The organism is Acidovorax sp. Leaf191, from assembly GCF_001424425.1.
Classification (GTDB): Bacteria; Pseudomonadota; Gammaproteobacteria; order Burkholderiales; family Burkholderiaceae_C; genus Acidovorax.
The window spans coordinates 416,173-442,779 of the sequence record NZ_LMPT01000012.1 but is presented as its reverse complement, the minus strand read 5'-3'; the positions used below and the strand labels follow the sequence as shown (position 1 = coordinate 442,779).

17 protein-coding genes and 1 tRNA gene are annotated in these 26,607 nt (G+C 66.9%); 16 read left to right on the top strand and 2 right to left on the bottom strand.

Features of this window, described 5'->3' with window-relative positions:
- Positions 1 to 14 precede the first annotated feature (14 nt).
- Positions 15 to 3,767, bottom strand: a complete 3,753-nt coding sequence (locus ASG27_RS10525) for a hybrid sensor histidine kinase/response regulator (RefSeq protein ID WP_056415726.1) — start codon at positions 3,765 to 3,767, stop codon at positions 15 to 17.
- Positions 3,768 to 4,194: 427 nt separating this feature from the next.
- Between ASG27_RS10525 and ASG27_RS10520 the strand changes: the two genes are divergently transcribed.
- Positions 4,195 to 4,497 carry an urease subunit gamma gene (locus ASG27_RS10520; protein WP_055399013.1) on the top strand — a complete coding sequence of 101 codons (303 nt, stop codon included), beginning with the start codon at positions 4,195 to 4,197 and terminating at the stop codon, positions 4,495 to 4,497.
- Here ASG27_RS10520 and ASG27_RS27520 read toward each other — a convergent pair.
- Positions 4,482 to 4,757: a hypothetical protein gene (locus tag ASG27_RS27520; RefSeq protein WP_235504004.1), complete on the bottom strand. Its 276-nt coding sequence runs from the start codon at positions 4,755 to 4,757 to the stop codon at positions 4,482 to 4,484. The two genes, ASG27_RS10520 and ASG27_RS27520, sit on opposite strands and share 16 nt — an antisense overlap.
- On the opposite strand from ASG27_RS27520, the gene ASG27_RS10515 reads away from it, so the two are divergent.
- The 15 genes from ASG27_RS10515 (at position 4,654) to glgA (ending at position 26,399) form a co-directional block, all read left to right on the top strand.
- Positions 4,654 to 5,226, top strand: coding sequence for a HupE/UreJ family protein (locus ASG27_RS10515; RefSeq protein WP_235503998.1), 573 nt, complete (start codon positions 4,654 to 4,656; stop codon positions 5,224 to 5,226). The genes ASG27_RS27520 and ASG27_RS10515 overlap by 104 nt on opposite strands.
- A gap of 174 nt (positions 5,227 to 5,400) precedes the next feature.
- On the top strand, positions 5,401 to 5,706 hold the full coding sequence (locus tag ASG27_RS10510) for an urease subunit beta (protein ID WP_056415719.1): 306 nt from the start codon (positions 5,401 to 5,403) through the stop codon (positions 5,704 to 5,706).
- Between the two features lie 214 nt (positions 5,707 to 5,920).
- Positions 5,921 to 7,687: an urease subunit alpha gene (gene ureC, locus ASG27_RS10505; protein ID WP_056415716.1), complete on the top strand. Its 1,767-nt coding sequence runs from the start codon at positions 5,921 to 5,923 to the stop codon at positions 7,685 to 7,687.
- 11 nt (positions 7,688 to 7,698) lie between these two features.
- Positions 7,699 to 8,187 (top strand): GNAT family N-acetyltransferase, encoded by a 489-nt coding sequence (locus tag ASG27_RS10500; protein ID WP_056415713.1) that lies wholly within the window; start codon positions 7,699 to 7,701, stop codon positions 8,185 to 8,187.
- A gap of 79 nt (positions 8,188 to 8,266) precedes the next feature.
- Positions 8,267 to 8,998 (top strand): urease accessory protein UreE, encoded by a 732-nt coding sequence (gene ureE / locus ASG27_RS10495; RefSeq protein WP_056415710.1) that lies wholly within the window; start codon positions 8,267 to 8,269, stop codon positions 8,996 to 8,998.
- A 129-nt stretch (positions 8,999 to 9,127) separates the two neighbouring features.
- Positions 9,128 to 9,847: an urease accessory protein UreF gene (locus ASG27_RS10490; RefSeq protein ID WP_056415707.1), complete on the top strand. Its 720-nt coding sequence runs from the start codon at positions 9,128 to 9,130 to the stop codon at positions 9,845 to 9,847.
- Positions 9,844 to 10,551 (top strand): urease accessory protein UreG, encoded by a 708-nt coding sequence (ureG, locus tag ASG27_RS10485; protein ID WP_056415705.1) that lies wholly within the window; start codon positions 9,844 to 9,846, stop codon positions 10,549 to 10,551. Before ASG27_RS10490 ends, ureG begins: the two co-directional genes overlap by 4 nt.
- A 20-nt stretch (positions 10,552 to 10,571) precedes the next feature.
- Positions 10,572 to 10,659 (top strand) — tRNA-Ser (locus tag ASG27_RS10480).
- Positions 10,660 to 11,110: 451 nt separating this feature from the next.
- On the top strand, positions 11,111 to 12,229 hold the full coding sequence (locus ASG27_RS26660; protein WP_156370602.1) for a hypothetical protein: 1,119 nt from the start codon (positions 11,111 to 11,113) through the stop codon (positions 12,227 to 12,229).
- Between the two features lie 355 nt (positions 12,230 to 12,584).
- Positions 12,585 to 14,480: a 1,4-alpha-glucan branching protein GlgB gene (glgB, locus tag ASG27_RS10475; RefSeq protein WP_156370636.1), complete on the top strand. Its 1,896-nt coding sequence runs from the start codon at positions 12,585 to 12,587 to the stop codon at positions 14,478 to 14,480.
- A 16-nt stretch (positions 14,481 to 14,496) separates the two neighbouring features.
- Positions 14,497 to 15,816: a glucose-1-phosphate adenylyltransferase gene (locus ASG27_RS10470; RefSeq protein WP_326938700.1), complete on the top strand. Its 1,320-nt coding sequence runs from the start codon at positions 14,497 to 14,499 to the stop codon at positions 15,814 to 15,816.
- Positions 15,813 to 18,074: a glycogen debranching protein GlgX gene (gene glgX, locus ASG27_RS10465; RefSeq protein WP_056415698.1), complete on the top strand. Its 2,262-nt coding sequence runs from the start codon at positions 15,813 to 15,815 to the stop codon at positions 18,072 to 18,074. The genes ASG27_RS10470 and glgX overlap by 4 nt, the downstream gene beginning before the upstream one ends.
- Positions 18,071 to 19,915 (top strand): malto-oligosyltrehalose trehalohydrolase, encoded by a 1,845-nt coding sequence (gene treZ / locus ASG27_RS10460; protein ID WP_235503989.1) that lies wholly within the window; start codon positions 18,071 to 18,073, stop codon positions 19,913 to 19,915. The genes glgX and treZ overlap by 4 nt, the downstream gene beginning before the upstream one ends.
- On the top strand, positions 19,912 to 24,915 hold the full coding sequence (gene treY / locus ASG27_RS10455) for a malto-oligosyltrehalose synthase (protein WP_056415694.1): 5,004 nt from the start codon (positions 19,912 to 19,914) through the stop codon (positions 24,913 to 24,915). Before treZ ends, treY begins: the two co-directional genes overlap by 4 nt.
- Entirely contained in the window at positions 24,912 to 26,399 is a 1,488-nt protein-coding gene (gene glgA / locus ASG27_RS10450; RefSeq protein ID WP_056415691.1) for a glycogen synthase GlgA, read from the top strand. The genes treY and glgA overlap by 4 nt, the downstream gene beginning before the upstream one ends.
- Positions 26,400 to 26,607: the final 208 nt, after the last annotated feature.

Below are 26,607 nucleotides of genomic sequence, written 5' to 3'. Positions count from 1 at the left end.
TGTCGTCGTCGTACTCACGAAGGGGCCCGTTCCAGGAGCTGGCCCATGGCGTCGAACTGGAATTCGCGGGCCATCTGCCGCAGGGTGTGAACGAAGGCCTGGTGCGCGGGCTGGCTGCGCTCGATCTCGTCCAGGGCGTTGAGAATGCCGCGGTAATAGCCCAGCGCCACGGCCTGCAGCAGCGGCGCGAGGGTGGCGGCGTCGGGATAAGTCAGCGGTTGGCCTGCCGCGCCAGCGGTGCTGGCGGGCCAGGTGGTGCCCGCCGCGGCCACCGCGGTGTCGCCTTCATGCAGCCACTGCAGGGCCAGGCGGCGCTCCAGCCAGTCCAGCAGCTCGCTGTGGCGCACGGGCTTGACGATGAAGTCCTCGGGGCGGATGTCCACGTCGTTGTCCAGGGCCTTGTCAAAGGCGTTGGCGGACACGATGGCGCATTGGATGGGCTCCTTCGGCCGGGACAGCGGGCCTGAGCCTGGGCCTGCATCGGCGCCGACACTGCCCGCCGATGCCGCCCCGTCCGGCGGAGCGCGTTCCGCGGAGGGTCGGCCATCTTGCGCCTGCATCTGCCGCACGCGCCGCAGTGTTTCCCACCCGTCGATGCCGGGCATGGCCAGGTCCATGAAGATGGCATGGGGCCGGTAGCCGGTGGCCAGCAGATCGAGGGCATCGTGTCCGCTGGCAGCCTGGCGCAGCTCGAAGCCCAGCGGCTCCAGCAGGTGCACCAGCAGCTCGCGGTCGGGCTCCTCGTTGTCGACCACCAGGATGCGGCGGCGCTCCCCCGTGTAGCCCACGCGCGCCTTGCGCAGCGGTGCCACGCGGCCATTGCCGGGTGCGGTGGCGGCCTTGCCCAGCGCTTCGGCATGCACCTCGGGCAGGAAGAGCTTGACGTGGAAGACCGAGCCCACGCCGGGCTGGCTGGTGACCGACATTTCGCCGCCCATCAGCACGGTGAGCATGCGGGCAATGGTGAGGCCCAGGCCCGCACCAGGCGCTGCGGACGGCCCGCTGCTGCCGCTGGAGCCGCCCCGGGCAAAGGGCTCGAAGATGCGCTCGATCTCGTCGGCCGTCAGGCCCGGCCCCGTGTCCTGCACCTCGATGCGCGCCATCTCGCGGGCGTACCGTACCCGCAGCGTGACGGTGCCTTGCGCGGTGAACTTGACGGCGTTGCCCAGCAGGTTGATGAGGATCTGGCGCAGGCGCTTGTCGTCGGCGCGCACCACCTCCGGGATCACGCCCTGCACGTCGAACACGAAGGCCAGGCCCTTGGCCGCGGCCTGCAGCTCGAACAGCGCGGCCATCTCGTGCAGGCCATCGGCAAAGCGCATGGGCGCAACGTCGAGCGTGAGCTTGCCGGACTCGATGCGCGCGATGTCGAGCGTGCCTTCGATGAGCGACAGCAAGTGCTCGCCGCCGCGGCGGATCACGTGCACCGCCTGCTTGCGGTGCGGGGGCACGCCCGTGTCCTCGCCCATCAGCTGCGCATACCCCAGGATGGAGTTGAGCGGCGTGCGGATCTCGTGGCTGATGGCACTGATGTAGCGGCTCTTGGCCTGGTTGGCCTGGTCGGCGGCGCGCTGGGCCGCCTCGGCCACCTGGCGCGCCTGTTCGGCCACGCTGCGCGCGGTCTGCAGGGCCTCGTCGGTCTGGCGGTGCAGCTCGATCTCGCGCACCAACAGGCCGGTCTGGCGGTTGGATTCCTCCTGGGCCACCTGGCGGCTCTTGTGCGCCAGCACCAGCCACCAGGCCACGATGCCGGAGATGACCAGCAGGGCCAGATAGGCCTTGAGCAGGCCCGAGCGCAGGGCCACCTCGGGTGCGGCCTGCACCTCGGTATCGGTGAGGGCCTGCCCGATGGTGTTGAGCTCCTGGTGGTACAGCAGGCCCATGACCGATGCCAGCAGCGGCGCGATCACCAGCATCAGCAGCAGGAAGTGGCCCAGCCCCGTGTCCAGGTAGCGCCAGACAGTACGCGGCAGCACCCAGCGCAGCGCGGCGGACCACTGCACCGCCATGCTCGCGTGGGGCTTGCACAGGTCGCCGCAGCGCGCATCCAGCGTACAGCACAGCGAGCAGATGGCACCACGGTAGGCGGGGCACTGCGCCATGTCGGGCGCCTCGTACTCGCGCTCGCACACCACGCAGCGCTGCACCACCAGGCGCTGGTAGAGCCCCAGGTCGGCGGCGGTGGCGCCGGGCACCGGGCCCACCATGGGCACGGCCACGGGCTCGCTCTGGCGTGCAATGTAGTACTTGCCCCGCGTGGCCCACGCGATGAGCGGCGCGGCGACAAAGGCCACGGCCATGGCGATCACCGCAGAAAAAGCCTGCGGCAGCGGCCCGAAGAAGCCCAGGTGCGCGCTGATGGACACGACGGACGCCAGCGCCATCGAACCCACGCCCACCGGGTTGATGTCGTACAGGTGCGCGCGCTTGAATTCGATGCCCCGGGGCGACAGGCCCAGCGGCTTGTTGATGACGAGGTCGGCCACCACCGACATGATCCAGGCGATGGCGATGTTGGAGTAAAGCCCCAGCACCTCGCCCATGGCGCGGAACACGTTCATCTCCATCAGCATGAAGGCGATCAGCGTGTTGAACACCACCCACACCACCCGCCCCGGATGGCTGTGCGTGAGGCGGGAGAAGAAGTTGGACCACGCCAGCGACCCCGCGTAGGCATTGGTCACGTTGATCTTGAGCTGCGAGATCACCACGAACAGCGCCGTGGCCGCCACCGCCCAGCCGTAGTTCGGGAACACGTACTCATACGCGGCCAGGTACATCTGGTTGGGGTCGACCGCACGGTCCACCGGCACCATGTGGGTGAGCGCCAGGTAGGCCAGCAGCGCGCCGCCCAGCATCTTGAGCACCCCCAGCACCACCCAGCCCGGCCCGCCCACCAGCACGCCCAGCCACCAGCGGCCCCGCGTGGCCGGCGTGCTGGCGGGCATGAAGCGCAGGTAGTCGGCCTGCTCCCCCATCTGGGTGATGAGCGCAATGCCGACGGTGAGCGCCGCACCAAACAAGGGCAATTGAAAGCTGGCACCGCGCGCAAATTCACCACCGTAGTGCACAACACCCGCAAACGCACCAGGATCGCGCATCAACACGTAGCCGAACGGCACCACCAGCATCACCAGCCACAGCGGCTGCGTCCACATCTGCAGGCGGCTGATGGCTGACACGCCGTGCGTGACCAGCGGAATCACCACGATGGCGCAGATGAGGTAGCCCCAGGTGGGCGGAATGTCGAGCGCCAGCTCCAGCGCATAGGCCATGACAGCGGCCTCGAGCGCGAAGAAGATGAAGGTGAAGCTCGCGTAGATCAGCGACGTGAGCGTGGAACCGATGTACCCAAAGCCCGCGCCGCGCGTGAGCAGGTCCATGTCCACCCCGTAGCGCGCCGCATACACGCTGATGGGCAGCCCCGCCAGAAAGATGATGAGCCCCGTGGCCACGATGGCCCAGAACGCGTTGATGAAGCCGTACTGCACCAGCAGCGTGGCGCCCACGGCCTCCAGGATCAGGAATGACGCGGCCCCGAACGCCGTGTTGGCGACCCGCCACTCGGACCACTTGCGAAAGCGCTGGGGGGTGTAGCGCAGCGCGTAGTCCTCCATGGTCTCGGTGGCCACCCAGCTGTTGTAGTCGCGCCGGACCTTGACGACCTGCTGCGGAGCCTGCTGCGATGCCTGCGCGTCCCCATCCTGACCCGACGGCTGCACCGGCGCAGCGGCGGCAGGAGCAAGCGGGGAGGTGGGCAAGGGCATGGTGGTGGGAGGGCAGCAGGGACCGGAGGTGCAGTTTCCATGCCACGGCCCACCGCAGCGGGCACCGCCCCTGCGCCAGATGACGTATGGCGGGCACGGGGCTTGCTGCCTATGATGCAACGGCGTTCATCCGATCACGTCAGATCGCCCGGTCTGCCACACCACCGCCCCCTTCGGCTCGGCCCCCACCCGTTCGGGCTGAGCTTGTCGAAGCCCTGCGCGGCGCTTCGACAGGCTCAGCGTGAACGGAGGTGGTTTTTGATGCTTTGTGCAGAAACGATATGGAACTGACTCCTCGCGTTCGACCGCATCGCGGTCGCGCGAGCCAATGACCCCAGCTTTGAGTGAAACGATATGGAACTGACTCCTCGCGTTCGGCCGCATCGCGGTCGCGCGAGCCAATGACCCCAGCTTTGAGTGAAACGATATGGAACTGACTCCTCGCGAAAAAGACAAGCTGCTGATCTTCACCGCTGCCCTGCTGGCCGAGCGCCGCAAGGCCCGGGGCCTGAAGCTCAACTACCCCGAGGCCATGGCCCTGATCAGCGCCGCCGTGATGGAAGGTGCGCGCGACGGCAAGACCGTGGCGCAACTCATGAGCGAAGGCCGTACCGTGCTGACCCGCGCGGACGTGATGGACGGCATCGCCGAGATGATCCCGGACATCCAGGTCGAAGCCACCTTCCCTGACGGCACCAAGCTCGTCACCGTCCATCAGCCGATCGTCTGACCCTCTTCCCTCTTCCCTCTTCCCTCTTCCCTCTTCCCTCTTCCCTCTTCCCTCTTCCCTCTTCCCTCTTCCCTCTTTGTCTCTTTGCCTCTTTCTCTCTGTGGAGCCCTCATGCGCATCGCACTCTCACACCGCCACACAGCCGCTCTCTTTTTCATCGCTGCCAGCGCAATCAGCACAAGCGCCAGCGCCCATACCGGTGCTGAGTCACATATCCACAACAGCTTTCTGAGCGGCTTTGCCCACCCCTTGTTCGGCATGGACCACCTGGCCGCCATGGTGGCCGTGGGCTTGTGGAGCGCCCTGGCCGCGCGCCGTGCCGGCCCCGAACTGCTGTGGGGCCCCGTGGGCTTTGCAGCACTGCTGCTGGCGGGCGCGGTGCTGGGCTTGCAAGGCGTGGCACTGCCTGCCGTGGAGCCCATGATCGCCGCATCGCTGCTGGCCACCGGCCTGCTCGTGGTGTCGCGCCTGCGGGTGCCGGGCATCGCGGCGGCGCTGGGCGTGGGCGCGTTCGCCGTGTTCCATGGCGCGGCGCACGGCTACGAGCTGGCGGGCAGCGACAGCGCCTGGCAGACCCTGGCCGGCATGCTGGCCGCCACCGTGCTGCTGCACTGCGCGGGCCTGGCGGCGGGCTGGGCACTGCGCCAACGCCACGTGTGGCTGGCGCGTCTGGCCGGTGCGGGCGTGGCGGCCTTCGGCGGCGCGCTGCTGCTGCAGCAGGTGGCGTGATGGCGTCGACCCCCACACCCTGTGCTGAGCGCACAAGCCCCTCGCCCCTCGCGGGAGAGGGGTTGGGGAGAGGGGGCGCGACCGGCGCAGCACTCGCACCGAAGACCCCCTCTCCCCGGCCCTCTCCCGCAAGGGGAGAGGGAGCAACCCCCTACCGTGGATAACTGACCCACCATGACCCCAGGCGAACTCCTCATCGACGCGGGCGAACACCTGCTCAACACTGGCCGCCGCACGCTGACCATCGTCGTGCGCAACACGGGCGACCGCCCCATCCAGGTGGGCTCGCACTACCACTTTGCCGAGACCAACGGCGCGCTGGGCTTCGACCGCGCCGCCGCGCAGGGCATGCGGCTGAACATCGCGTCGGGCACCGCGGTGCGCTTCGAGCCCGGCCAGGAGCGCACGGTGGAGCTGGTGGACTACGCAGGCGACCGCCGCGTGTTCGGCTTTCAGGGCCGGGTGCAGGGCGCGCTGTAGCCAGTGCCGGCCCATGCGCACCTGCATGCCTGCCCCTCCCATTCGGGCTGAGCCTGTCGAAGCCAGGGCATGCGGCCCGATGGCACACCCCAAGGCACACCCCTGGACATGCCGGCAGCAAGAATATTGAGCAAAAACAGCCGCTACCGCTTGATCCATAAGAGCTAGCAGCTATCAAAAGCATAGTAATCCAGTTTTCTCGGAGCACCCCACCATGGCAACCATTGGACGACGCGCCTACGCCGAGATGTTCGGCCCCACCGTGGGCGACCGCGTGCGCCTGGCCGACACCGAACTCATCCTGGAGGTGGAGGCCGACTACACCCTGCGCGCCGGCAGTTACGGCGAAGAGGTGAAGTTCGGCGGCGGCAAGACCATCCGCGACGGCATGGCGCAAAGCCAGCGCATGAACTCGCAAGGGGCTGTGGATACGGTGCTGACCAACGCCCTCATCGTCGACCACACCGGCATCGTCAAGGCCGACATCGGCCTGCGCGCGGGGCGCATCGCGGCCATCGGCAAGGCCGGCAACCCCGACACCCAGCCGGGCGTGGACATCATCATCGGCCCCGGCACCGAGGTCATCAGCTGCGAGGGCAACATCGTCACCGCGGGCGGCATCGACAGCCACATCCACTTCATCTGCCCGCAGCAGATCGAAGAGGCCCTGGCCAGCGGCGTGACCACCATGCTGGGCGGCGGCACCGGCCCCGCCACGGGCACGCTGGCCACCACCTGCACCTCCGGCCCCTTCAACATGGAGCGCATGCTGCAGGCGGCCGACGCCTTCCCCATGAACCTGGGCTTCCTTGGCAAGGGCAACGCCAGCTTGCCCGATGCGCTGCACGAGCAAATCAGCGCGGGCGCCATCGGCCTCAAGCTGCATGAAGACTGGGGCACCACGCCTGCGGCCATCAGCAACTGCCTGGATGTGGCCGAGGCCACCGACACGCAGGTCGCCATCCACTCCGACACCCTCAACGAATCGGGCTTTGTGGAGAACACCATCGCGGCCGTGGGCGGGCGCGGCATCTGCGCCTTCCACACCGAAGGCGCGGGCGGCGGCCATGCCCCCGACATTCTGCGCGTGGTGGGCGAAGACAACTTCTTGCCATCGTCCACCAACCCCACCATGCCCTACACCCAGAACACGCTGGATGAGCATGTGGACATGCTCATGGTGTGCCACCACCTCGATGCCAGCATCGCCGAAGACCTGGCCTTTGCCGAAAGCCGCATCCGCAAGGAGACCATCGCCGCCGAAGACATCCTGCACGACCTGGGCGCCATCAGCATGATGTCCAGCGACAGCCAGGCCATGGGCCGCGTGGGCGAAGTCATCCTGCGCACCTGGCAGACCGCGCACAAGATGAAGGTACAGCGCGGCTGGCTGGCCCCCTCCCCGATCGCCCTGAGCCCGTCGAAGGGCCCGGCTGAGCCTGTCGAAGCCCTTCAGCGCAACGACAACACGCGCATCAAGCGCTACGTGGCCAAATACACCATCAACCCCGCGATCGCCCACGGCATCAGCCACGAGGTGGGCTCGCTCGAAGTGGGCAAATGGGCCGACATCGTGATCTGGAAGCCCGCCTTCTTCGGCGTGAAGCCCGCGCTCATCCTGAAGGGCGGCATGATCGCCATGGCGGCGATGGGCGACCCGAACGCCTCCATCCCCACGCCGCAACCGGTGCACTACCGGCCCATGTTCGGCGCGTTCGGCGGGGCCATTGCCAAGACGTCGCTCACCTTCGTGTCGCAGGCGGGCTTGCATGCCGGCATCGGCGAGCGCTTCGGCCTGCGCAAGACGCTGTCCGCCGTGCACAACATCCGCGGCATCAGGAAGCGCGACATGGTGCACAACAGCTACACCCCGAAGATGGAAGTGGACGCCCAGACCTACACCGTGCGCGCCGACGGCCAGTTGCTGACCTGCGAGCCCGCCACCGTGCTGCCCATGGCGCAGCGCTACTTCCTGTTCTGAGGCCACGCCCCGTGAATGCCGTGCTGCAAGACCTGCACATCCGCCTGGACGACCTGAGCGACCCGCGCATCGAAGCCTTCATGCAGGAACACCTGCAGGACATGTACGCCACCTCGCCACCGGAGAGCGTGCATGCCCTGGACATGGACCAGCTGCGCCAGCCCGGGATCGCGTTCTGGTCGGCCTGGCTGCCGGATGCGGGCGGCGACGTGCTGGTGGGGACCGGCGCGCTCAAGCGGCTGGACGCCGCACATGCCGAACTCAAGTCCATGCGCACCAGCGCCCACCACCGGGGCCGGGGCATCGCCCGCCAATTGCTGAACCACCTGCTGCAAGAGGCCCGCACACGCGGCCACACCCAGGTGAGCCTGGAGACCGGGCCGCAGCCCTTCTTCGCACCCGCGCGCAAGCTGTACTTTCAGCACGGCTTTGTCGAATGCGGCCCGTTTGCCGGCTACCGCCTGGACCCGTACAGCTTCTTCATGACCCGCCCGCTGTAGTGGCTACGCACGCCGCCCCGCCACCATCCCGCCGGGCCACAATGCGCGTTTTGCCGCACGCCACAACGACATCCCTTCCATGATCCAAGCCTCCAAACTCATCCCCCAGGGCAAAGGCCTGGCCCCGGTCCTCATCAAGCGCGCCACCACCATCGAACTCGACTGGGACGTGCGCCAGAAAAGTCGCTTCCCCGCCACCGACTCCGCCGGGCGCGAACTGGGCATCTTCCTGCCGCGCGGCACGCTGGTGCGCGGCGGCGACGTGCTGGTGGCCGAAGACGGCTCCATGGTCCGCGTCATCGCCGCGCCGCAGCCCGTGCTGGTCATCACGTACTGCACGCAGCACGGCACCCCGTTCGACCTGACCCGCGCCGCCTACCACCTGGGCAACCGGCACGTGCCCATCGAGCTGCAGCCCGACCACCTCAAGATCGAACCCGACCACGTGCTGGCCGACATGCTGCGCGCCATGCACCTCATCGTGAAGGCGCAGGACCTGCCCTTCGAGCCCGAAGGCGGCGCCTACGCTGCGGGGCATGGCGGCGGGCACCATCACCATGGCGGGCATGGGCATGAAGGCCATGACCACGATCATGACCATGCCCATGGGCACGATCAAGGACACAGTCACGCACAGGCAGCGTCGCCATCCCCGGCGCACGATCACGGCCACAGTCATGACCACAACCATCAGGCCGATCCATCGCAGCCCGCAGCCCCCGCCCGCGGCCGCACCGTGGCCATCCCCGTGGTGGCGCAGGCCCAGGGCCATGTGCACGGCCCGCACTGCAACCACGGACATGACCACTGATCATGGCCACCGTTTGCATCTGCACCTGCACCTTCCCGACCGTTCGGGCTGAGCCTGTCGAAGCCAGGGCACCGCGCGCCGTACGCCCTGCACCCACGCCTGCCCAACCGGACTCCTGAGCCCCTGCCCGTGCGCCCCGACCGCCCCGCTCCCCTGCCCGCCGCCAGCCTGCTGCAGCTCATCTGGCTTGCCTCGCCCGCGCTGCCGGTAGGCGGCTTCTCGTATTCCGAAGGCCTGGAAAGCGCCATTGAAAACGCCGGCATCGACAGCGAAGCCGCTGTGGACTCATGGCTGCTGGACCAGCTGCACATCACCCAGGCCCGCGGCGACATGGCCCTGATCGCCAAGGCCGTGGTCGCCTGGCGGCGTGGCGACGGCGGCGACCTGGCCCATGTGCGTGAGCTCAACGACTGGGTGCTGCACACCCGCGAGACGAGCGAGTTGCGCCTGCAGACCGAGCAGATGGGCCGCTCCATGGCCGACTGGCTGCGCAACCAGCACCAGGGCGATGACCAGGTCATGCCCGCCGTGCAGTATCTGGCCGCCCTGCCCCCCACCTACCCCGTGGCCTTCGCACTGGCTGCGTCCATGACACAAGCGCCCGTGCGCGACGTGCTGCTGGCATACGCCTTCGGCTGGGCCGAGAACATGGTGCAGGCCGCGCTCAAATCCATGCAGCTGGGCCAAAGCGCCGGCCAGCGCATCCTGGCCCGCCTGGCCGACGCGATCCCCGCCGCCGCAGACCACGCCATCGGCCTGATGGACAGCGAACGCCTGGCTTTTTCCCCCATGCTCGCCATCCTGTCGGCCCAGCACGAAACCCAGTACTCACGCCTCTTCCGATCATGACCAACAGCACCAGTACCTCCAGCACCTCCGCCACCGCCCTGCACCACATCGCGAACCGCACCAAGCAGCTGCCGCCCCTGCGCGTGGGCATCGGCGGCCCGGTGGGCTCGGGCAAGACCACCCTGCTGGAGATGCTCTGCAAGGCCATGCGCGACGACTACGACCTGATCGCCATCACCAACGACATCTACACCAAGGAAGACCAGCGCCTGCTCACCGTGAGCGGCGCCCTGCCCGCCGAGCGCATCCTGGGTGTGGAGACCGGCGGCTGCCCGCACACCGCCATCCGTGAAGACTGCTCCATCAACCTCGAAGCCATCGACCGCATGCTGGGCGAGCACCCCAACGCCGACATCGTCTTCGTGGAAAGCGGCGGCGACAACCTGGCCGCGACCTTCAGCCCTGAGCTCTCGGACCTGACTATCTACGTCATCGACGTCGCCGCCGGCGAGAAGATCCCCCGCAAGGGCGGCCCCGGCATCACCAAGAGCGACCTGTTCATCATCAACAAGACCGACCTGGCTCCCCACGTGGGCGCCAACCTGGATGTGATGCACGCCGACACCACCCGCATGCGCACCACAGCCCAGGGCCTCAAGCCGTTCGTGATGACCAACCTCAAGACCCTGACGGGCGTGGCGGACGTGGTGAAGTTCATCGAGACGCGCGGCATGCTGAAAAAACAAGCACCCGCCGTCGGCTAGAATCCGCAGCTTCCGAGCCCGGAGACGTGGGTGAGCGGTTTAAACCAGCAGTCTTGAAAACTGCCGACGGGCAACCGTCCGTGAGTTCGAATCTCACCGTCTCCGCCAGAAAGCAAAAAATGTAAAAAAGCACCCTATGCCGGGTGCTTTTTTTTCGCCTTGGCGGAAGAATCGATCCATATGAAACGAAACCGAGCGGTGATGCGCTCAAGTCGAGGGCATCTTTCCCGCGCCGCATCAGCGGATCATCGTTGGCCATCTGAGCATGGGGGTTTGCATATCAATCTACGCCATAGCGCTGTCGCAAGACCTCAGTAATTTCGCGGCCCAGAGCTCCCCCACACGCTCGCGAGCCTGCCGTTCAGGACATGATTCGATGTAAATCAAACATTGACCCCGAAAACCCGGGCGGAACAATGCAAGGCTGCTCGACATGTCAATCTATTTTGTACAACATCAAATAGTCATCCGCCATGAATTCATAGAATCTCGGCCATGTCACCACACATAGTGCATCATATCAGAATATCCAGATAAGCCTAGAACTCAAGGATTCCGAATGAAAACCAAAATCTTTAGAAAATTTTTTCTTGCAATCGCTGCCGCTGTTGTCACAGCAGCGGCAAACGCAACACCTCAGGATTGCCTTGACGAATACTTCAGCCATCTGTTTAGCCCAAGAGCAGCAAAAATTCCAGCAAAATTTTCGATTCCCAAAACCGAGAGGCAGCGGATCTTGTTGCACAGCACAATGTGGCCGACTGAAATGGACAGCCGCGGTAAGTTTGCTGCAATGATTGGCCACAAGAAATTTGCATGTGCAGAAATTGCATTTAATGATCTGGACCGAGAGGGTATTGCCTTTGGCAACGGGAACGCCAAAACTATTGCACTCCTTAAATCAGCCATTGATGTTGCCCGCTGGCAGCGCGGTCTTAGCGCGTTGGAGGTAAAAAAACTCATGGAAGCCTGGAAGGCAATGGCTCCAGATTCGGTAATCGCTGACATCTATTGGGTGCGCTTGTTGAATTCTGCAGCTTGGGAAGCGCGCGGCCCTGGTTTTTCCAGCGAGGTCTCGAAGGATCAATGGAAGGAGTTCAAGGCATTAAATTTTGAAGCGAAATCCAGGATGGAGTCCGCCTCTTCGCAGGCCAAGGCCCATCGATTGTGGCCGTATGCCGTCCAGTACGTTATGGCAGATGGCGGCGCGTCGCAGAAGGAGCTTGAGGATTACTTGCTTGAACAACTGAAAAGATTTCCCGACGAAATAGACTATCTTTTACTGCCCGCAGAAAGACTAACAAACAAATGGGGCGGAACCCCTGAGCAATTTGAACGCTTCGCTCAGAGAGCATTAGCCGCCACCCGCGCAACTCATGGTAACAAAGTATACGCAAGACTATATACTATGTTTATACCTTCAAAGAACCTGCAATCCAATATTCATGTGCGCAAGGAAGTACTTCGTGCTGGACTGATGGAGTACACGCAACAGCCATTTGATTCAGAGGCATTTAGCAATCTGCAGGATTTTGCCTGTGCAAGCAAAGATGAAGAGGCTCATCGCTTTGTTGCCAATGTTTTGATGTCTTATTCTCCGAGTGAGCGCCCCCGCCTCCCACAAATGGACTCAGCTTGCAGACAGTGGGCAATTCAATTGGACACCACCACCAAATAACAAGTCCGAATCAAAAGAGCGCTACACAAAGGTGTCTTAGCTTCTACACCATGGCGTATGCGAAGATGCGACAAGCCAACCCTGCAGGGCGCTCTTTTGACAGCAGCATTTCGTGCCGTTTTCGAAATATCTCAGCACTGAATTCGCGCGGCTGTTCATAGGTTTTTCGGCCAAGGTGCATACCCATTACATCGCCTTTAGCTACATTATATAAAAATATACTTTTGCAGCCGTTACCGATAGCAAAGCGTCAGCTTGCTCAGTAGGTAGTCCCCCGCCTACAAAGTCACCCTGTAAATTCCTGCAACTTCGTGTTGCATTGCAGCAGAGCATGGACTCCAACGAGTTCACACCCATGCCGCCGCTCCATACGCCCCCGCAGGCCTCCGTGCCGACTCCGCCTTCGGCGGCTGCATCTCGCTACCGGCAGTTCGACTGGCTGGGCGCGCACCACACCTCCACCCAAACCACCTTCCGCGTCTGGGCGCCCAATGCACGGCGCGTAGATCTGATCGGCGAGTTCAACGGGTGGCAGCCCGCGGCCATGGCGATGCTGGACGATGGCTCCGGGGTCTGGGTCGGTGCGGCAGATGCGGTCCGCGTGGGGGACCTGTACAAGTACCGTGTGCAGGACGCCCACGGCGTGTGGATCGAGAAATCCGACCCCTATGCACTGCGCGCCGAACCAGCGCCCGGCACGGCGTCGCAGGTCTGGCGGCTGGACTACCAGTGGGGCGACCGTGCATGGATGGCATCGCGCGGCCACCGGCCATCGGCCAGCAGCCCGATGTCGATCTATGAAGTGCACCTGGGGTCCTGGCAGCGGCACGAAGACGGGCGGCTGCTCAACTACCGTGACATTGCCCACCGGCTGGCCGCGCACTGCGAAGCGATGGGCTTCACGCATGTGGAAATCATGCCCGTGGCGGAGCACCCGTTCTACGGCTCCTGGGGTTATCAGACGACGGGCTATTTCGCACCCACGGCGCGGTACGGCGACCCGCAGGACCTGATGGCGTTCGTCGACACGCTGCACCAGCACGGTATCGGCGTGATCCTGGACTGGGTGGGCTCGCATTTTCCGTCCGACCAGCATGCGCTGGCCCGCTTCGACGGCACGGCGCTGTACGAGCACGAGGACCCGCGCAAGGGCTTTCACCCTCAGTGGAACAGCCTGATCTTCAACTACGGTCGCTACGAGGTCCGCGACTTTCTCATCAGCAGTGCACTGTTCTGGCTGGAGAAGTACCACTTTGACGGCCTGCGCGTGGATGCGGTGTCGTCCATGCTGTACCTGGATTTTTCACGCGAGCCCGGGCAGTGGCTGCCCAACGCCGACGGCGGCCACCAGAACTGGGAGGCGGTGCAGTTTCTGCGCGACCTCAACGGCGCGGTGAGCGAATCGTTCCCCGACGTGCACATGATGGCCGAGGAGTCGACCTCCTGGTCCGGTGTCTCGCGCCCCGTGCCAAGCGGCGGGCTCGGATTCGGCACGAAGTGGAACATGGGCTGGATGAACGACACGCTGCGCTACATGCAGCGCGCGCATGTCCATCGCCAGTGGCATGAGGGCGACATCCGGTTCTCGGCCGTCTACGCGTTCGACGAAAACTTCGTGCTGGCGCTCTCGCACGACGAGGTGGTGTACGGCAAGAAGAGCCTGCTGATGCGCCAGCCCGGCGACGAGTGGCAGCGCTTTGGGGGGCTGCGCACGCTGTACGGCCTGATGTGGTCGCACCCCGGCAAGAAGCTGCTCTTCATGGGTGGGGAGTTCGGCCAGGTGGAGGAATGGCACCACGAGCGCACGCTCGACTGGCACCTGTGGGCCAAGGCGCTGCACGGCGGTGTGGCGCGCTGGGTGACCGACCTGAACCACGCCTACCGCACGCTGCCCGCGCTGCACCTGCACGACTTCGATCCGGCCGGTTTCTCCTGGGCCCCCATGGAGCCGCACCACACCACGGTGCTGGCCATGCTGCGACGCGCGGGCAACGACACGGTGCTGGCGGTGCACAACCTGACCCCCACCCCCCTGTACGGCGTGCGCATCGGCGTGCCGCAGGCCGGCATGTGGCACGAAATCTTGAACAGCGACGCCGCGTGCTACGGCGGCAGCGGCGTGGGCAACGCCGGCACGGCCGTGGCCATTGCCGAGCCTTTGGGCGACCTTCCCGCCAGCATGCGCATCACCGTGCCGCCGCTGGCCAGTGTTTTCTTTTCCAACCGCCCTGAGGGGCACCGATTGACATAGATACTGGAGCGCACCGATGTCACGCACAACCAACGTACTGGCGATTGTCATGGCAGGTGGGGAGGGTTCCCGCTTGCACCCTCTCACTGCAGAACGCTGCAAGCCTGCAGTACCTTTCAACGGCAAGCACCGCATCGTGGACTTCGTGCTGTCCAACCTGGTCAACTCGGAGATCTACTCGATCTACCTGCTGGTCCAGTACAAGTCGCAGTCGCTGATCGAGCACATCCGCCAGTCCTGGACGATGACGCGCTTCATCCCCCAGCACTTCGTGACGGTGGTACCGCCGCAGATGCGCAATGGTCCGGAGTGGTTCCAGGGCACGGCAGATTCGGTCTATCAGAACATCCACCTGATCGAGAGCTTCCAGCCCGACATCGTGGCTGTGTTCGGTGCGGACCACATCTACCGCATGGACGTGCGCCAGATGGTGGACTTTCACCGCGCCACCAATGCGCATGTGAGCGTGGCGACACTGCCCGTGCCCCTGGCGCAAAGCAACCAGTTCGGCATCGTCGAGATCGACTCGCAGCACCGCATCAGCCAGTTCGTGGAAAAGCCCGCATCGGCCGACCCCATGCCGGGCAGCACCACCCACACGCTGGCTTCCATGGGCAACTACCTCTTCAACGCCGACGTGCTGCTCGACGCGCTGCGCAAGGCCCACGCCACCGGGCACAGCGATTTCGGCCGCGACATCCTGCCGACCATGCTGCAATCGCACCGCCTCATGGCGTACGACTTCAATACCAACTCCATCCCCGGCACCGCCGCGTATGAGGAGCACGGCTACTGGCGCGACGTGGGCACCATCGACGCTTACTTCGATGCCCACTTCGACACCCTGGGCGCCACCCCGCGCTTTCGCATGACCAACAGGCATTGGCCCATCTACGCGAGCCCCGACCAGGCCGAGTCTGCGCAGATCGAAAATGGCGTGCTGCACCGCTCGGTCGTGGGCTCGGGCAGCATCGTGGACGGCGCGTCGCTCGACCATGCGATGCTGCGCCGCTCCGTGCTGGTGGAACGCAACGCGCATCTGGAGCACTGCATCGTCATGGAGCGCTCACGCATCGGCCCCGGGGCCCGCATCCGCCGCGCCATCATCGACCAGGACAACGACATACCCGGCCATGAACGCATCGGCTTCGACATGGAGGCGGACCGCAAGCGCTTTCACGTCACGCCCAGCGGCATCGTCGTCGTTCCGCGCAATTTCTTTCCTGCGCGCGGAACTGCCGACGGCACCATGGGCGCGGTCGGCCGCCTGCGCGCTCCCGCCACCCGAGCGTCGTCGACGGCCATGTTCGACGGCGAATTCCGGGCTGCAGCATGAAGTACGACGTGTCCACCACGGGGCCATCCACTGGCTCCGCCAAGCGATCGCGCGCCACCCGCCACCGGGTGGAGGCTGGACGACCCTGGCCACTGGGCGCCACGGCCGACCGCCAGGGCGTCAACTTCGCGGTCTACTCGCGCATCGCCGACTCGGTGGAGGTCTGCCTCTTCGCGCCGGACGGCAGCGAGACCGAACGCATTGCGCTCCCAGCGCTGACCGACGACGTCTGGCACGGCTTTGTGCACGGCCTGCGCCCAGGCCAGGCCTATGGTCTGCGCGTGCACGGCCCTTACGATCCCGCCCAGGGACAGCGCTGCAACCCTGCCCTGCTGCTGATCGACCCCTATGCCCAGGCCCTGGCGGCACCTGTGCGCGGCGCGTCCGACCAGTTCGGCTACCAGCTCGGCCATGACGATGAGGACCTGGCCCCCGCCACCGCCGACAACGGCTGCACGGCACCCAAGTCCCGCGTCGTGCGCTCGCGCTTCGACTGGGGCAATGACCAGCCACCGCGCGTGGCACCCAACGACACGGTTTTCTACGAGGTGCACGTCAAGGGGTTCACCCAGACCATGCCCGATGTGCCCGAGGCACAGCGGGGCACGTACGCGGGACTGGCCAGTGCACCGGCCATTGCACACCTGCAGCAACTGGGCGTGACCAGCGTGGAGCTGTTGCCCGTGCAGGCGTTCGTGGACGACCTCAGGCTCATCGAACTGGGGCTGGCCAACTACTGGGGCTACAACACCATCGCGTTCTTCGCGCCAGAGCCCCGGTACGCCACCCAGGCTGCGCAGGCGCTCGACGGCGGAGTGGACGAATTCAAGGCCATGGTCAAGGCGCTGCATTCCGCCGGCATCGAGGTGATCCTGGATGTCGTCTACAACCACACGGGCGAAGGCAACCACCTGGGGCCCACGCTCAGCCTGAAGGGCATCGACCACGCGGCCTACTACCGCCTGGCCGAAGAACCGCGCTTTTGCGCCGACATCACCGGCACGGGGAATACGGTGGACACCAGCAGCCCCCCCGCGCTGCGCCTGGTGCTCGACAGCCTGCGCTACTGGGTGCAAGAGATGCATGTGGACGGCTTCCGCTTCGACTTGGCCTCCGCGCTGGGCCGCGACGCCGCCTGCGAGTTCACGTGGCGCGCCCCGTTCTTTGCCGCCATCGCGCAGGACCCGGTGCTGTCGCGCGTGAAGCTGATCGCCGAGCCCTGGGACCTGGGCATCAACGGCTACCAGCTGGGCGGGTTCCCCACCTGCTGGATGGAATGGAACGGCCGCTACCGCGACGCGGTGCGCGACTACTGGACCAACGCAGACGCCAGCCTGCCCGCCTTCGCAGCCAGCCTGTGCGGCTCTGCCGACATGCTGGAGCCGCGCCGCCGCAGCCCCACGGCCAGCGTCAACCTGGTCACGGTGCACGACGGCTTCACGCTGGCCGATCTGGTGAGCTACAACGGCAAGCACAACGACGCCAATGGCGAAGAGAACCGCGACGGCGAAGACCACAACCGCAGCTGGAACTGCGGGGCCGAAGGTGACACCGACGACGCGGACATCCTGGCCCTGCGCGAGCGCCAGACGCGCAACCTGCTGGCCACCCTGTTCCTGTCGCACGGCACGCCGCTGCTGCTGGGCGGGGACGAGCTGGGGCGCACGCAGCGCGGCAACAACAACGGCTACTGCCAGGACAACGACCTGTCCTGGTTCGACTGGGAGCGGGCCGCGGGCCATGCACAGCTGCAGGCCTTCACCGCAGAGCTGATCGCGCTGCGGCGCAGCCTGCCGGTGGTGCGACTGGCAGCATGGCCGCACCATGCGGCCGACATTGCCCCCTGCGTGGCTGTGCAGTGGTACAGCGTGTGGGGCTTGTCCATGACCCCGGACGAATGGAACGACCCGGCCGTGCGCTGCGTGTCGGCATTGATGGAGAGCACGCGCGAGCACGAGGACTCATTGTTGATGCTCTTCAACGCCTCCGGCGACGAAGCCACTTTCACGCTGCCAGCAGACCCGGACGGCCGGCGCTGGACGCTGCGCCTGGACACCCGCGACGCGCAGGTGACCAAGGTGCAAGGCACGCAGGGCACCGCCCCCGCACAGGCTGACGCACCGGACGGGGCCGCAGGCGCAACGCCTGTGGCCATCGACGCTGGCGCGGCTTACACCCTGCTGCCACACTCCATGGCCGCATTCACGGCACCATCGCGCGGCATCGACAAAAAAGGCACCGAGACGACGCCCCCATGAACAGCCCTGCAGAGCCGTCGGATGTGAGCCACCCCATGCCGTTCGGTGCCCGGCTTCGCCGGCGGCGTGCCGGAGCGGACTTTCGCCTGTGGGCGCCTGCGGCGTCGCAAGTGGCGTTGGTGCATGCGCCGGGCGGCAACCAGGGTGCCCTTGGCCACACCGCGGCAGAGCGCCTGTCGGGCGGCTGGTGGCATGTCGGGCTGGCGCAAGCGACGGCATCCACGCGCTACCAGTGGCTGATCAATGGCGACACGCGCGTGCCCGACCCTGCCGCCCGCCAGGCTCCGGACGGGCCCCACGGCCTGTGCGTGGTGTCCGACCCCGGCGCCTATGCCTGGGAGCAGACCGCCTGGAGCGGCCGCCCCTGGCACGAGCTGGTGTTCTATGAACTGCACATAGGCACCTTCACGCCGCAGGGCACTTACACCGCCGCAGCCGCACACCTGCCCCGGCTGGCTGCGATGGGGTTCACCGCCCTCGAACTCATGCCCCTGGCCACGTTCGGCGGCCAATGGGGCTGGGGCTACGACGGCGTGCTGCCCTTCGCGCCCCACCCGGCGTATGGAACACCGGACGACCTCAAGCGCTTCGTGGACACCGCCCACGCGCTGGGGCTGTGCGTGTTCCTGGACGTGGTCTACAACCATTTCGGGCCGGACGGCAACTATCTGCACACCTATGCGCCCGCCTTCTTCTCCGACCGCCACGACAGCCCCTGGGGGCGCGCCATCAACTTCGACCTGGAAGGCAGCGAGGTGGTGCGTGCGTTCTTCCTGCACAACGCGCTGTACTGGATCGACGAGTTCCGCATGGATGGCCTGCGACTCGACGCCGTGCACGCCATTGCCGACGACAGCAACCCCGACATCCTGCAAGAGATCAGCACGCGGGTGCATGCGCTGGCGCAGGCCACCGACCGGCATGTGCACCTGGTCCTTGAAAACGAGAAAAACCAGCCCGCCCGGCTGGCCCAGCCGGCATCTGCCGCGGGCCACTACGACGGCCAGTGGAACGATGACTTCCACCACGCGGTGCATGTAGCCCTGACCGGCGAGACCCACACCTACTACGCCAAGTTCGCGGCAGACCCCATCGACCTTCTGGCCCGGGTGCTCACGCAGGGCTTTGCGTTTCCAAACGGCCGTCCGGCGACGGATGCCGACGCGCCACTGCCGCTGTCGCTGCTGGTGAACTTCATCGGCAACCACGACCAGATCGGCAACCGCGCGTTCGGAGAGCGCCTGTCGATGCTGGTGCCGGGGCCTGCCGTGGAGCTGGCCTTGCTGTTGTCGCTGCTGACACCCGCCACGCCCATGGTGTTCATGGGCGACGAGTGGGGCGCGACGACGCCGTTTTTGTACTTTGCCAACTGGGAGGGCGCGCTGCGCGACGCGGTGCGCAGCGGGCGCCAGCGCGAATTCAGCCATGTCCTGTCGGGCGCAGCGGCGTTGCCCGACCCGTGCGATGCGGCCACCCTGGCCGCAAGCCAGCTGGACTGGTCCCAGGCAGAAACGCCCGCCGCGCGCCAGCGCAGCGAACTGGTGCGCCAGGCCCTGGAGGTGCGGCGCCACTGGCTGCTGCCGCACGCCCGCGCATTGCGCAACCTGGACCACACTGCCGAACGCGTGGGAGCCCACGGGCTGCGTGTGGGATGGCGCTATGGCCAGGGCATGCAGTGGTGGCTGGAGATCAACCTGGGCCCTGAGCGCCTGCACGATGCGCCACCGGCCCCCGAGGGTGTCGCCGTCTTCCAGCACCGATGGATCGAGGGCCAGCAGGGCGCGCCACGGGCCTGGGAGCCCTGGTCCGCCCGCTGGACCTGTACTGAAGGATTCGCATGAGTTTTGACAGGCCCTCTGCGGCCGACGCGCCGTCGGCCGACCTCTTGCAGCGCGCCCGGCGCGCGGGCATTGCCGACCAGTACTCGGGCTTTTGGGGCGAAACCGTGGCGGTGAGCACGCAGGTGATGGAGCGCGCACTCGGCGCCATGGGCCCCCATGCCGATGCCGCCCTGCTCGCCGACACCGTGGTGGTGGCTGCGGGCAGTACTGCACGGGTCGCGCTGGCCGCCGCGGGCGACTGGCAGTTGCTGGACCTGGAACACCCCACCGACGCGCCGCGCCTTCGCGGCCACGGCAGTGCCGCAGATCTGCCCGACTCGCTGCCCGCCGGGTACTACCAACTGCGCAGCAATGCGGGCGTTGACCGCACCGTCCTCGTCGCGCCAGCCCAGTGCTGGCTGCCCGACGGGCTGCGCCAGGGACAACGCTGGTGGGGCATCACCGCGCAGATGTATTCCCTGCGGTCCGAGCGCAGCTGGGGCATTGGCGACTTCTCCGACCTGGCGCAGTGCGTGGCGCTGGCCTCGGCGCAAGGCGCTGCTTTCGTCGGGCTGAGCCCCGTGCACGCGCTGCGCCCGGGGCAGCCCGAGGCGGCCAGCCCCTACAGCCCGAGCAGCCGGCTGGCGCTGAATGTGCACCACATCGACGTGACCGCGGTGCCGGAATACCTGCACTGCGCAGACACGCAGCAGCTGTGCCGTGAACCCGGCTTCAATGCCCGGCTGCAGGCCGCGCAGCAGAGCACGTCGGTCGACTACACCGCGGTGGCCTCGCTCAAGGACGCGGCTCTTTCGCGGCTGTGGCAGACCTTCCGGCGGACGGCCTGGGCCGCCCAGTCCACCCGCGGCGCGGCGTTCGACCAGTTCCGGGCGGAGCATGCAGCCACGCTGGAGCCCCACGCCCGCTACGAAGCGATCCAGTGCGCGCTGCAGTCGCGCGATGCCGCGGTGTGGGGCTGGCCCGCGTGGCCCCAGGACCTGCGGGACCCGCAGGGTGCCGCTGTGCAGGCCTGGGTGCTGGAGCATGCCGACGATGTGGCCTACCGCATGTGGCTGCAATGGATCGCACATGATCAGCTGGCGCAGGCCGGTGCCAGCGCACGCAAGCTCATGCCCATCGGGCTGTACTGCGACTTGGCCGTGGGCGCGGCAGATGGCGGCACGGACACGTGGGTCGGGCAGGCGCTCCACGCACGCGGCATGAACATTGGCGCACCGCCCGACCCGCTGAGCACGCAGGGCCAGGACTGGGGCTTGCCGCCGGTCAATCCGGTCGCCCTGGCCGCCGAACATTACCTGTCGTTCCAGCGCATGCTGGCTGCAGTGATGGCACCGGCCGGTGCCCTACGCATGGACCACGTCATGGCGCTGATGCGCCTGTTCTGGACCTGCCCGGAAGGTGGCACCTATGTGAACTATCCGCTGCAGCCGTTGCTGGCGGTGGTGGCCATCGAAAGCCACCGCCACCGCTGCATGGTCATCGGCGAAGACCTGGGCAATGTCGCGCCGGTGATGCGCGAAGCGTCGGCCGAGCGCGCCTTGCTGTCCTACCGCCCGCTCATCTTCGAACGGCTGGAGGGCGGCGCGTTTCGCCCACCGGCGCAGTGGCCCACGGCGGCGCTGGCGGTGGTCAGCACCCACGACCTGCCCACGCTGGCGGGCTTCTGGACTGCCAGCGACGTCGCGGTACAGGCGTCCTTGGGCTGGCTCGACAACGATGCGCATGTGCGCAGCGTGCTGGCGCGCGCGCAGGACCGCACGCAGCTGTTGGCCGCCCTGGATGCCGAAGGGCTGCTGCCGGAGGGCATCACGGTGGACGCGCTGTCCGCACCCGACATGACGCCGCCGCTGGCCGCCGCCGTGCACCGCTACCTGGCACGCACGCCCTGCATGATGGTGGGTGTGCAGCTGGAGGACCTGCTGGGCCAGCGCGAGCAGCCCAACGTGCCGGGCACGACCGACGACGTACACCCCAACTGGCGCCGCCGCATGGCAAGCACGCTGGAGCAACTGCCTGCCGGCCCGTTCTTTGCGGCCATCAGCGCAGCCGTGCGCCAGGAGCGCGGTGGCCTGCACAGCACCGAAGGCGCCCTGCCTGCGCTGCACACGGCGGACATCCCGCGCGCCACATACCGGTTGCAGCTGCACAAGGACTTCAACTTCGCGCAGGCGCGTGCCGCCGTGCCCTACCTGCACGCGCTGGGGGTGAGCCATCTGTACTCCTCGCCCTACCTGCAGGCCACCGAGGGCAGCACCCATGGCTACGACATGGTCGACCCGTCCCGCCTGAATGCGGAGATCGGCACCGACGACGACCACGATGCCCTGTGCACAGCCCTGGCAGAGCACGGCATGGGCCATCTGCTGGACACGGTGCCCAACCACATGGGCGTGGACGATGCCGGCAACCGCTGGTGGCGCGACGTGCTCGAGCACGGCATGTCGTCCCCGCACGCCACGACGTTCGACATCGAATGGAACCCCGCCAATCCACAGACGCGCCACCGCGTGCTGTTGCCCGTGCTGGGCGACCACTATGGCAAGGTGCTGGAGTCTGGCGAGTTGCAGGTGCGCTTCGATGGCGACACCGGGCGCTTTGCCGTGGCGTACTGGGAGCGCACCTTCCCGCTCGACCCCCGCAGCTACGCGCTGGTGCTCGGCGCGGTGCCTTTGCCGGTGGCGGCCACGCCCGGGGCCGGGCAGGACGACCTCGCCGCCGTGCACTCGCTGGTGGATGCCCTGGGCCTGCTGCCCCCGCACGACACGCCGGACCCGGCGCTGCGGACCACCCGGCTGCGCGATGCCACCGTGCACCAGCAGCGCCTGGCCGGATTTGCGTCCCGCCTGGCATGGGTGCGCGACTGGATCGACGCCAGCCTGGCGCGGGTGAACGGAACGCCGGGCGACGCGGCCAGCTTCGACCTGCTCGACCAGTTGCTGCAGGGCCAGGCGTACAGGTTGGCGGACTGGCGGGTGGCTGGCGACGACATCAACTACCGCCGGTTCTTCGACGTCAATGCACTGGCCGCGGTGCGCATGGAAAACACCGAGGTGTTCGATGCCGTGCACGCCCTGACCTTCCGCTGGCTGGCGCAGGGCAAGGTCAGCGGCCTGCGCATCGACCACCCCGATGGCCTGGCCGACCCTGCGCAGTACTTCACGCGGCTGCAGCAGCGCTACCAGGGCCTGCTGCAGGCGCAAGGCCTGCCGCCGCGCGCGCTGTACATCGTGGTCGAGAAGATCATGGCCGAGCACGAGCCCCTGCCCGCCGACTGGCAGGTGCATGGCGGCACGGGATACCGCTTCTCGCGGCTGGTCAACGGAGTGTTCGTCGACCCCGATGCACAGGACCGCTTCGATGCAGTCTACCTGGGGTTCACCGGTCACACCCTGGCCTTCGAAGACGCAGCGCGCGAGTGCAAGCGGCTCATCATCGAGACCGCATTGTTCAGCGACCTGGCGTGGCTGGTGAGCACCCTGAGCCAGATCACGCGGGCCGACCGGCGCGCCTGCGACTTCACCCGCAACCAGCTGCGCGTGGCCCTGGTCGAAGTGGCCACGCAGTTCCCGGTGTACCGCACCTACGTCGTGCCGGGCGGCGCGGCGCCCAGTGCCATCGATGTGCAGCACATCGACTGGGCCATTGCGGCAGCGCGCAGGCGCCTGGGCACGGCCGAAGGCGGCGTGCTGGCCTTTGTGCGCACGGTGCTGATGGGAGAAGACGGCCCTGCACCCGAGTTGCGCGCGCACTTCGTGCGGCGGTGGCAGCAGTTCACCGCGCCGGTGATGGCCAAGGCGGTGGAAGACACCTTGTTCTACCGCTACGTGCGCCTGGTCTCGCTCAACGATGTGGGTGCCGAACCGCGGCGCTTCGGACTGCCGGTCTCCGCCTTCCACCAGGCCAACATGCAGCGCGCCCGGCATGTGCCGTACGGCCTGCTGGCCACCTCGACGCACGACAGCAAGCGCTCGGAAGACGTGCGCGCACGGCTGAACGTGTTGTCCGAACTGGTGGACGAGTGGGAGGCCACGGTGCACGCGCTGCAGGCGGCGGCAGAGCCGTTTCGCCGCACGGTGGACGATGCGGCAGCGCCCAGCGCGCACGACCTATGGGCCCTGTTCCAGGCGCTGGTGGGCATCTGGCCCGCCACGGGCTGCGACGATGAATGCCTGCCCATGCTGAAGGAGCGCATCGAGCGGTACATGGTGAAGGCCATGCGCGAGGCCAAACTGCAAAGCAACTGGCTCTTTCCCAACGAGGCCTACGAAGACGCGGTGCGGCACTACATCGCCAAGGCCCTGGCCAGCGGCGAGTTCCTGCACGCCCTGCAGGCCTGGGTGCAGCGCATCGCGCCGTACGGCTTTCGCAACAGCCTGTGCCAGGTGGCGATCAAGCTCACGGCGCCGGGCGTGCCCGACATCTACCAGGGCTGCGAGCAGTGGAACTTCTCGTTGGTGGACCCGGACAACCGGCGCCCGGTGGACTTCCTGCAGCTGCAGGCATCGCTGCAGCCTTTGCAGGCCCTGTATGCGCCAGGCCACTACCCCACGCCCGCCGACTGGACAAGCCTTCTGGGCACGGCAGCAGACATGCCAGCGGCCACCAAGCAGCTGGTGACCTGGCTGCTGCTGCAACTGCGCGCACGCCACGCCGCGCTCCTGCGCGATGCCATCTATCTGCCGCTGGCGGTGCAAGGCCCTGCGGCGTCCCACGCCCTGGCGTATGCGCGCGTGCATGAGGGCCAGGCCCTGGTGGTGGTGTGCGGCCGGCTGCTGGCCGCGTGGGACGCCCAGCACCGCGGCGACTGGCAGGACACGCAGGTCAGCCTGGCAGATGCCCACCCGGCGCTTGCCAAGCCTGCGCAGTGGGTGGATCTTTTCACCGGCCAGACCCTGGACAATGCCCAGCACCTGCCGCTGTCCGCCGTGCTGGGCGCCGTGGGCGCAGGCGGGAGCCGCCTGCCGTTTGCCGTACTGGTCACCCAAGACATGATTCCATGAAAGTTCTGTTCGTCACGCCCGAGTGCGCGCCCCTGGTCAAGACCGGGGGCCTGGGTGATGTGAGCGCCGCGCTGCCTGCCGCACTGGCGCAGCGCGGTGCCGATGTCGCGCTGCTGATGCCAGCTTATGCCGACATGAAGATCGACGGCAGCCTCGACGCCATCGTCGCGCTGCCCGCCCAGGGCCGCTGGCCGGCTGCGCAGGTGCTGCGCGTGCGCTGCGCAGGCGTGCCGCCGCTGTGGCTGCTGTCCTGCCCCGCTCTGTACGGCACGGCCGACACGCCCTATGCCAACCCGGGCGACCCCGATGGGCATGGCCAGGCACTGCGGTTCGGCTTTCTCGCGCGCGTGGCGGCGCTCATCGGCTCGCCCGAGACCCCCATCGGCTGGCAGGCCGACATCGTGCACGCGAACGACTGGCCCTGCGCGCTGGCCCCGCTGTACCTGCACCAGCGCCGCCAGATGGGCGAGGGCCGCACCGCGCGCAGCGTGATGACCGTGCACAACCTGGCGTTCCAGGGCGTGTTTCCGATGGCCGCTGCGGACCTGCTGGAGGTGCACCCTGCCCACCGCGGCACGGAGGGCGTGGAGTACTGGGGCCAGCTGTCGATGCTCAAGGCCGGCCTGCAGTACGCGGACGCCATCACGACGGTCAGCCCCACCTATGCCGCGGAGATCCAGCAGCCCGCGCTGGGCTTCGGGCTCGATGGCCTGCTGCGCCACCACGCGGGCAAGCTGCACGGTTTGCTCAACGGCATCGACACGGCCATCTGGAACCCCGGGCACGATCCGCTCATTGCAGCGCCGTACAGCGCAGACGACCTGGCGCCCAAGGCATTGAACCGGGCGGCCCTGCGCGAGCGCTGCGGCTTGCAGGCCGGCAGCGGCCCGCTCCTGGGCATGGTGGGGCGCCTCACGACGCAAAAGGGTGTGGATTTTGTGATCGCTGGCGCCCGCAGACTGCTGGCCCAGGGCGCACAACTGGCCGTACTGGGGCGCGGCGAGGCGGGCCTGGAAGACGCGCTGACCGCACTGGCCGCCACGCATCCGGGGCGGGTGCAAGTGACGCTGGGGTTCGACGAGGGCCTGGCGCACCTCATCGAAGCGGGGGCGGACTGCTTTCTCATGCCCTCCCGGTTCGAGCCCTGTGGACTGAACCAGATGTACAGCCAGGTGTACGGCACGCCGCCGCTCGTCACGCGCACCGGCGGACTGGCGGACACGGTGCAGGACGCGGACAGCCGCCTGACAAGAGGCACAGGCTTCGTGATGCCGGGCATGGCGCAGTCCGACTTCGACGCCACGGCAGACCGCGTGCTGGCAGCGTGGCGCAAGCCGCAGCAATGGGCCGCGCTGCAAAAGCGGTGCATGGCGCAGGACTATGCGTGGGCGCATGCCGCCAAGCCCTATCTGGCCTTGTATACGCGCCTGCTGGCCGCCGATGCTGCAGTCGAGGCACCGATGCTGCCCCCTCAAGGACGCTGAGTCGGGCGGAGGTGGGTGCATGCCGCTGGAGTGGTGACATTCCGCTGCCAGGCGCCGGCCGTTGGCTTACTGCATGCCACAAGTTGGCAAGTTGGCAAGTTGGCAGGCAGACATCCCGGCCATCTGCAACCCGCACAACCCTTCGGCCCAAAAAAAAGCCCGCATAGTGCGGGCTTAACACTTGCATGGTGCAAGCGGGAGGGATGTC

Excerpts from the sequence above, each read along its gene's own strand:
- ASG27_RS10525 (WP_056415726.1), bottom strand. The coding sequence starts at position 3,767 with ATGCCCTTGCCCACCTCCCCGCTTGCTCCTGCCGCCGCTGCGCCGGTG.
- ASG27_RS10520 (WP_055399013.1), top strand. The coding sequence starts at position 4,195 with ATGGAACTGACTCCTCGCGAAAAAGACAAGCTGCTGATCTTCACCGCT.
- ASG27_RS27520 (WP_235504004.1), bottom strand. The coding sequence starts at position 4,757 with ATGCCGAACAAGGGGTGGGCAAAGCCGCTCAGAAAGCTGTTGTGGATA.
- ASG27_RS10510 (WP_056415719.1), top strand. The coding sequence starts at position 5,401 with ATGACCCCAGGCGAACTCCTCATCGACGCGGGCGAACACCTGCTCAAC.
- ureC (WP_056415716.1), top strand. The coding sequence starts at position 5,921 with ATGGCAACCATTGGACGACGCGCCTACGCCGAGATGTTCGGCCCCACC.
- ureE (WP_056415710.1), top strand. The coding sequence starts at position 8,267 with ATGATCCAAGCCTCCAAACTCATCCCCCAGGGCAAAGGCCTGGCCCCG.
- ureG (WP_056415705.1), top strand. The coding sequence starts at position 9,844 with ATGACCAACAGCACCAGTACCTCCAGCACCTCCGCCACCGCCCTGCAC.
- ASG27_RS26660 (WP_156370602.1), top strand. The coding sequence starts at position 11,111 with ATGAAAACCAAAATCTTTAGAAAATTTTTTCTTGCAATCGCTGCCGCT.
- glgB (WP_156370636.1), top strand. The coding sequence starts at position 12,585 with ATGCCGCCGCTCCATACGCCCCCGCAGGCCTCCGTGCCGACTCCGCCT.
- ASG27_RS10470 (WP_326938700.1), top strand. The coding sequence starts at position 14,497 with ATGTCACGCACAACCAACGTACTGGCGATTGTCATGGCAGGTGGGGAG.
- glgX (WP_056415698.1), top strand. The coding sequence starts at position 15,813 with ATGAAGTACGACGTGTCCACCACGGGGCCATCCACTGGCTCCGCCAAG.
- treZ (WP_235503989.1), top strand. The coding sequence starts at position 18,071 with ATGAACAGCCCTGCAGAGCCGTCGGATGTGAGCCACCCCATGCCGTTC.
- treY (WP_056415694.1), top strand. The coding sequence starts at position 19,912 with ATGAGTTTTGACAGGCCCTCTGCGGCCGACGCGCCGTCGGCCGACCTC.
- glgA (WP_056415691.1), top strand. The coding sequence starts at position 24,912 with ATGAAAGTTCTGTTCGTCACGCCCGAGTGCGCGCCCCTGGTCAAGACC.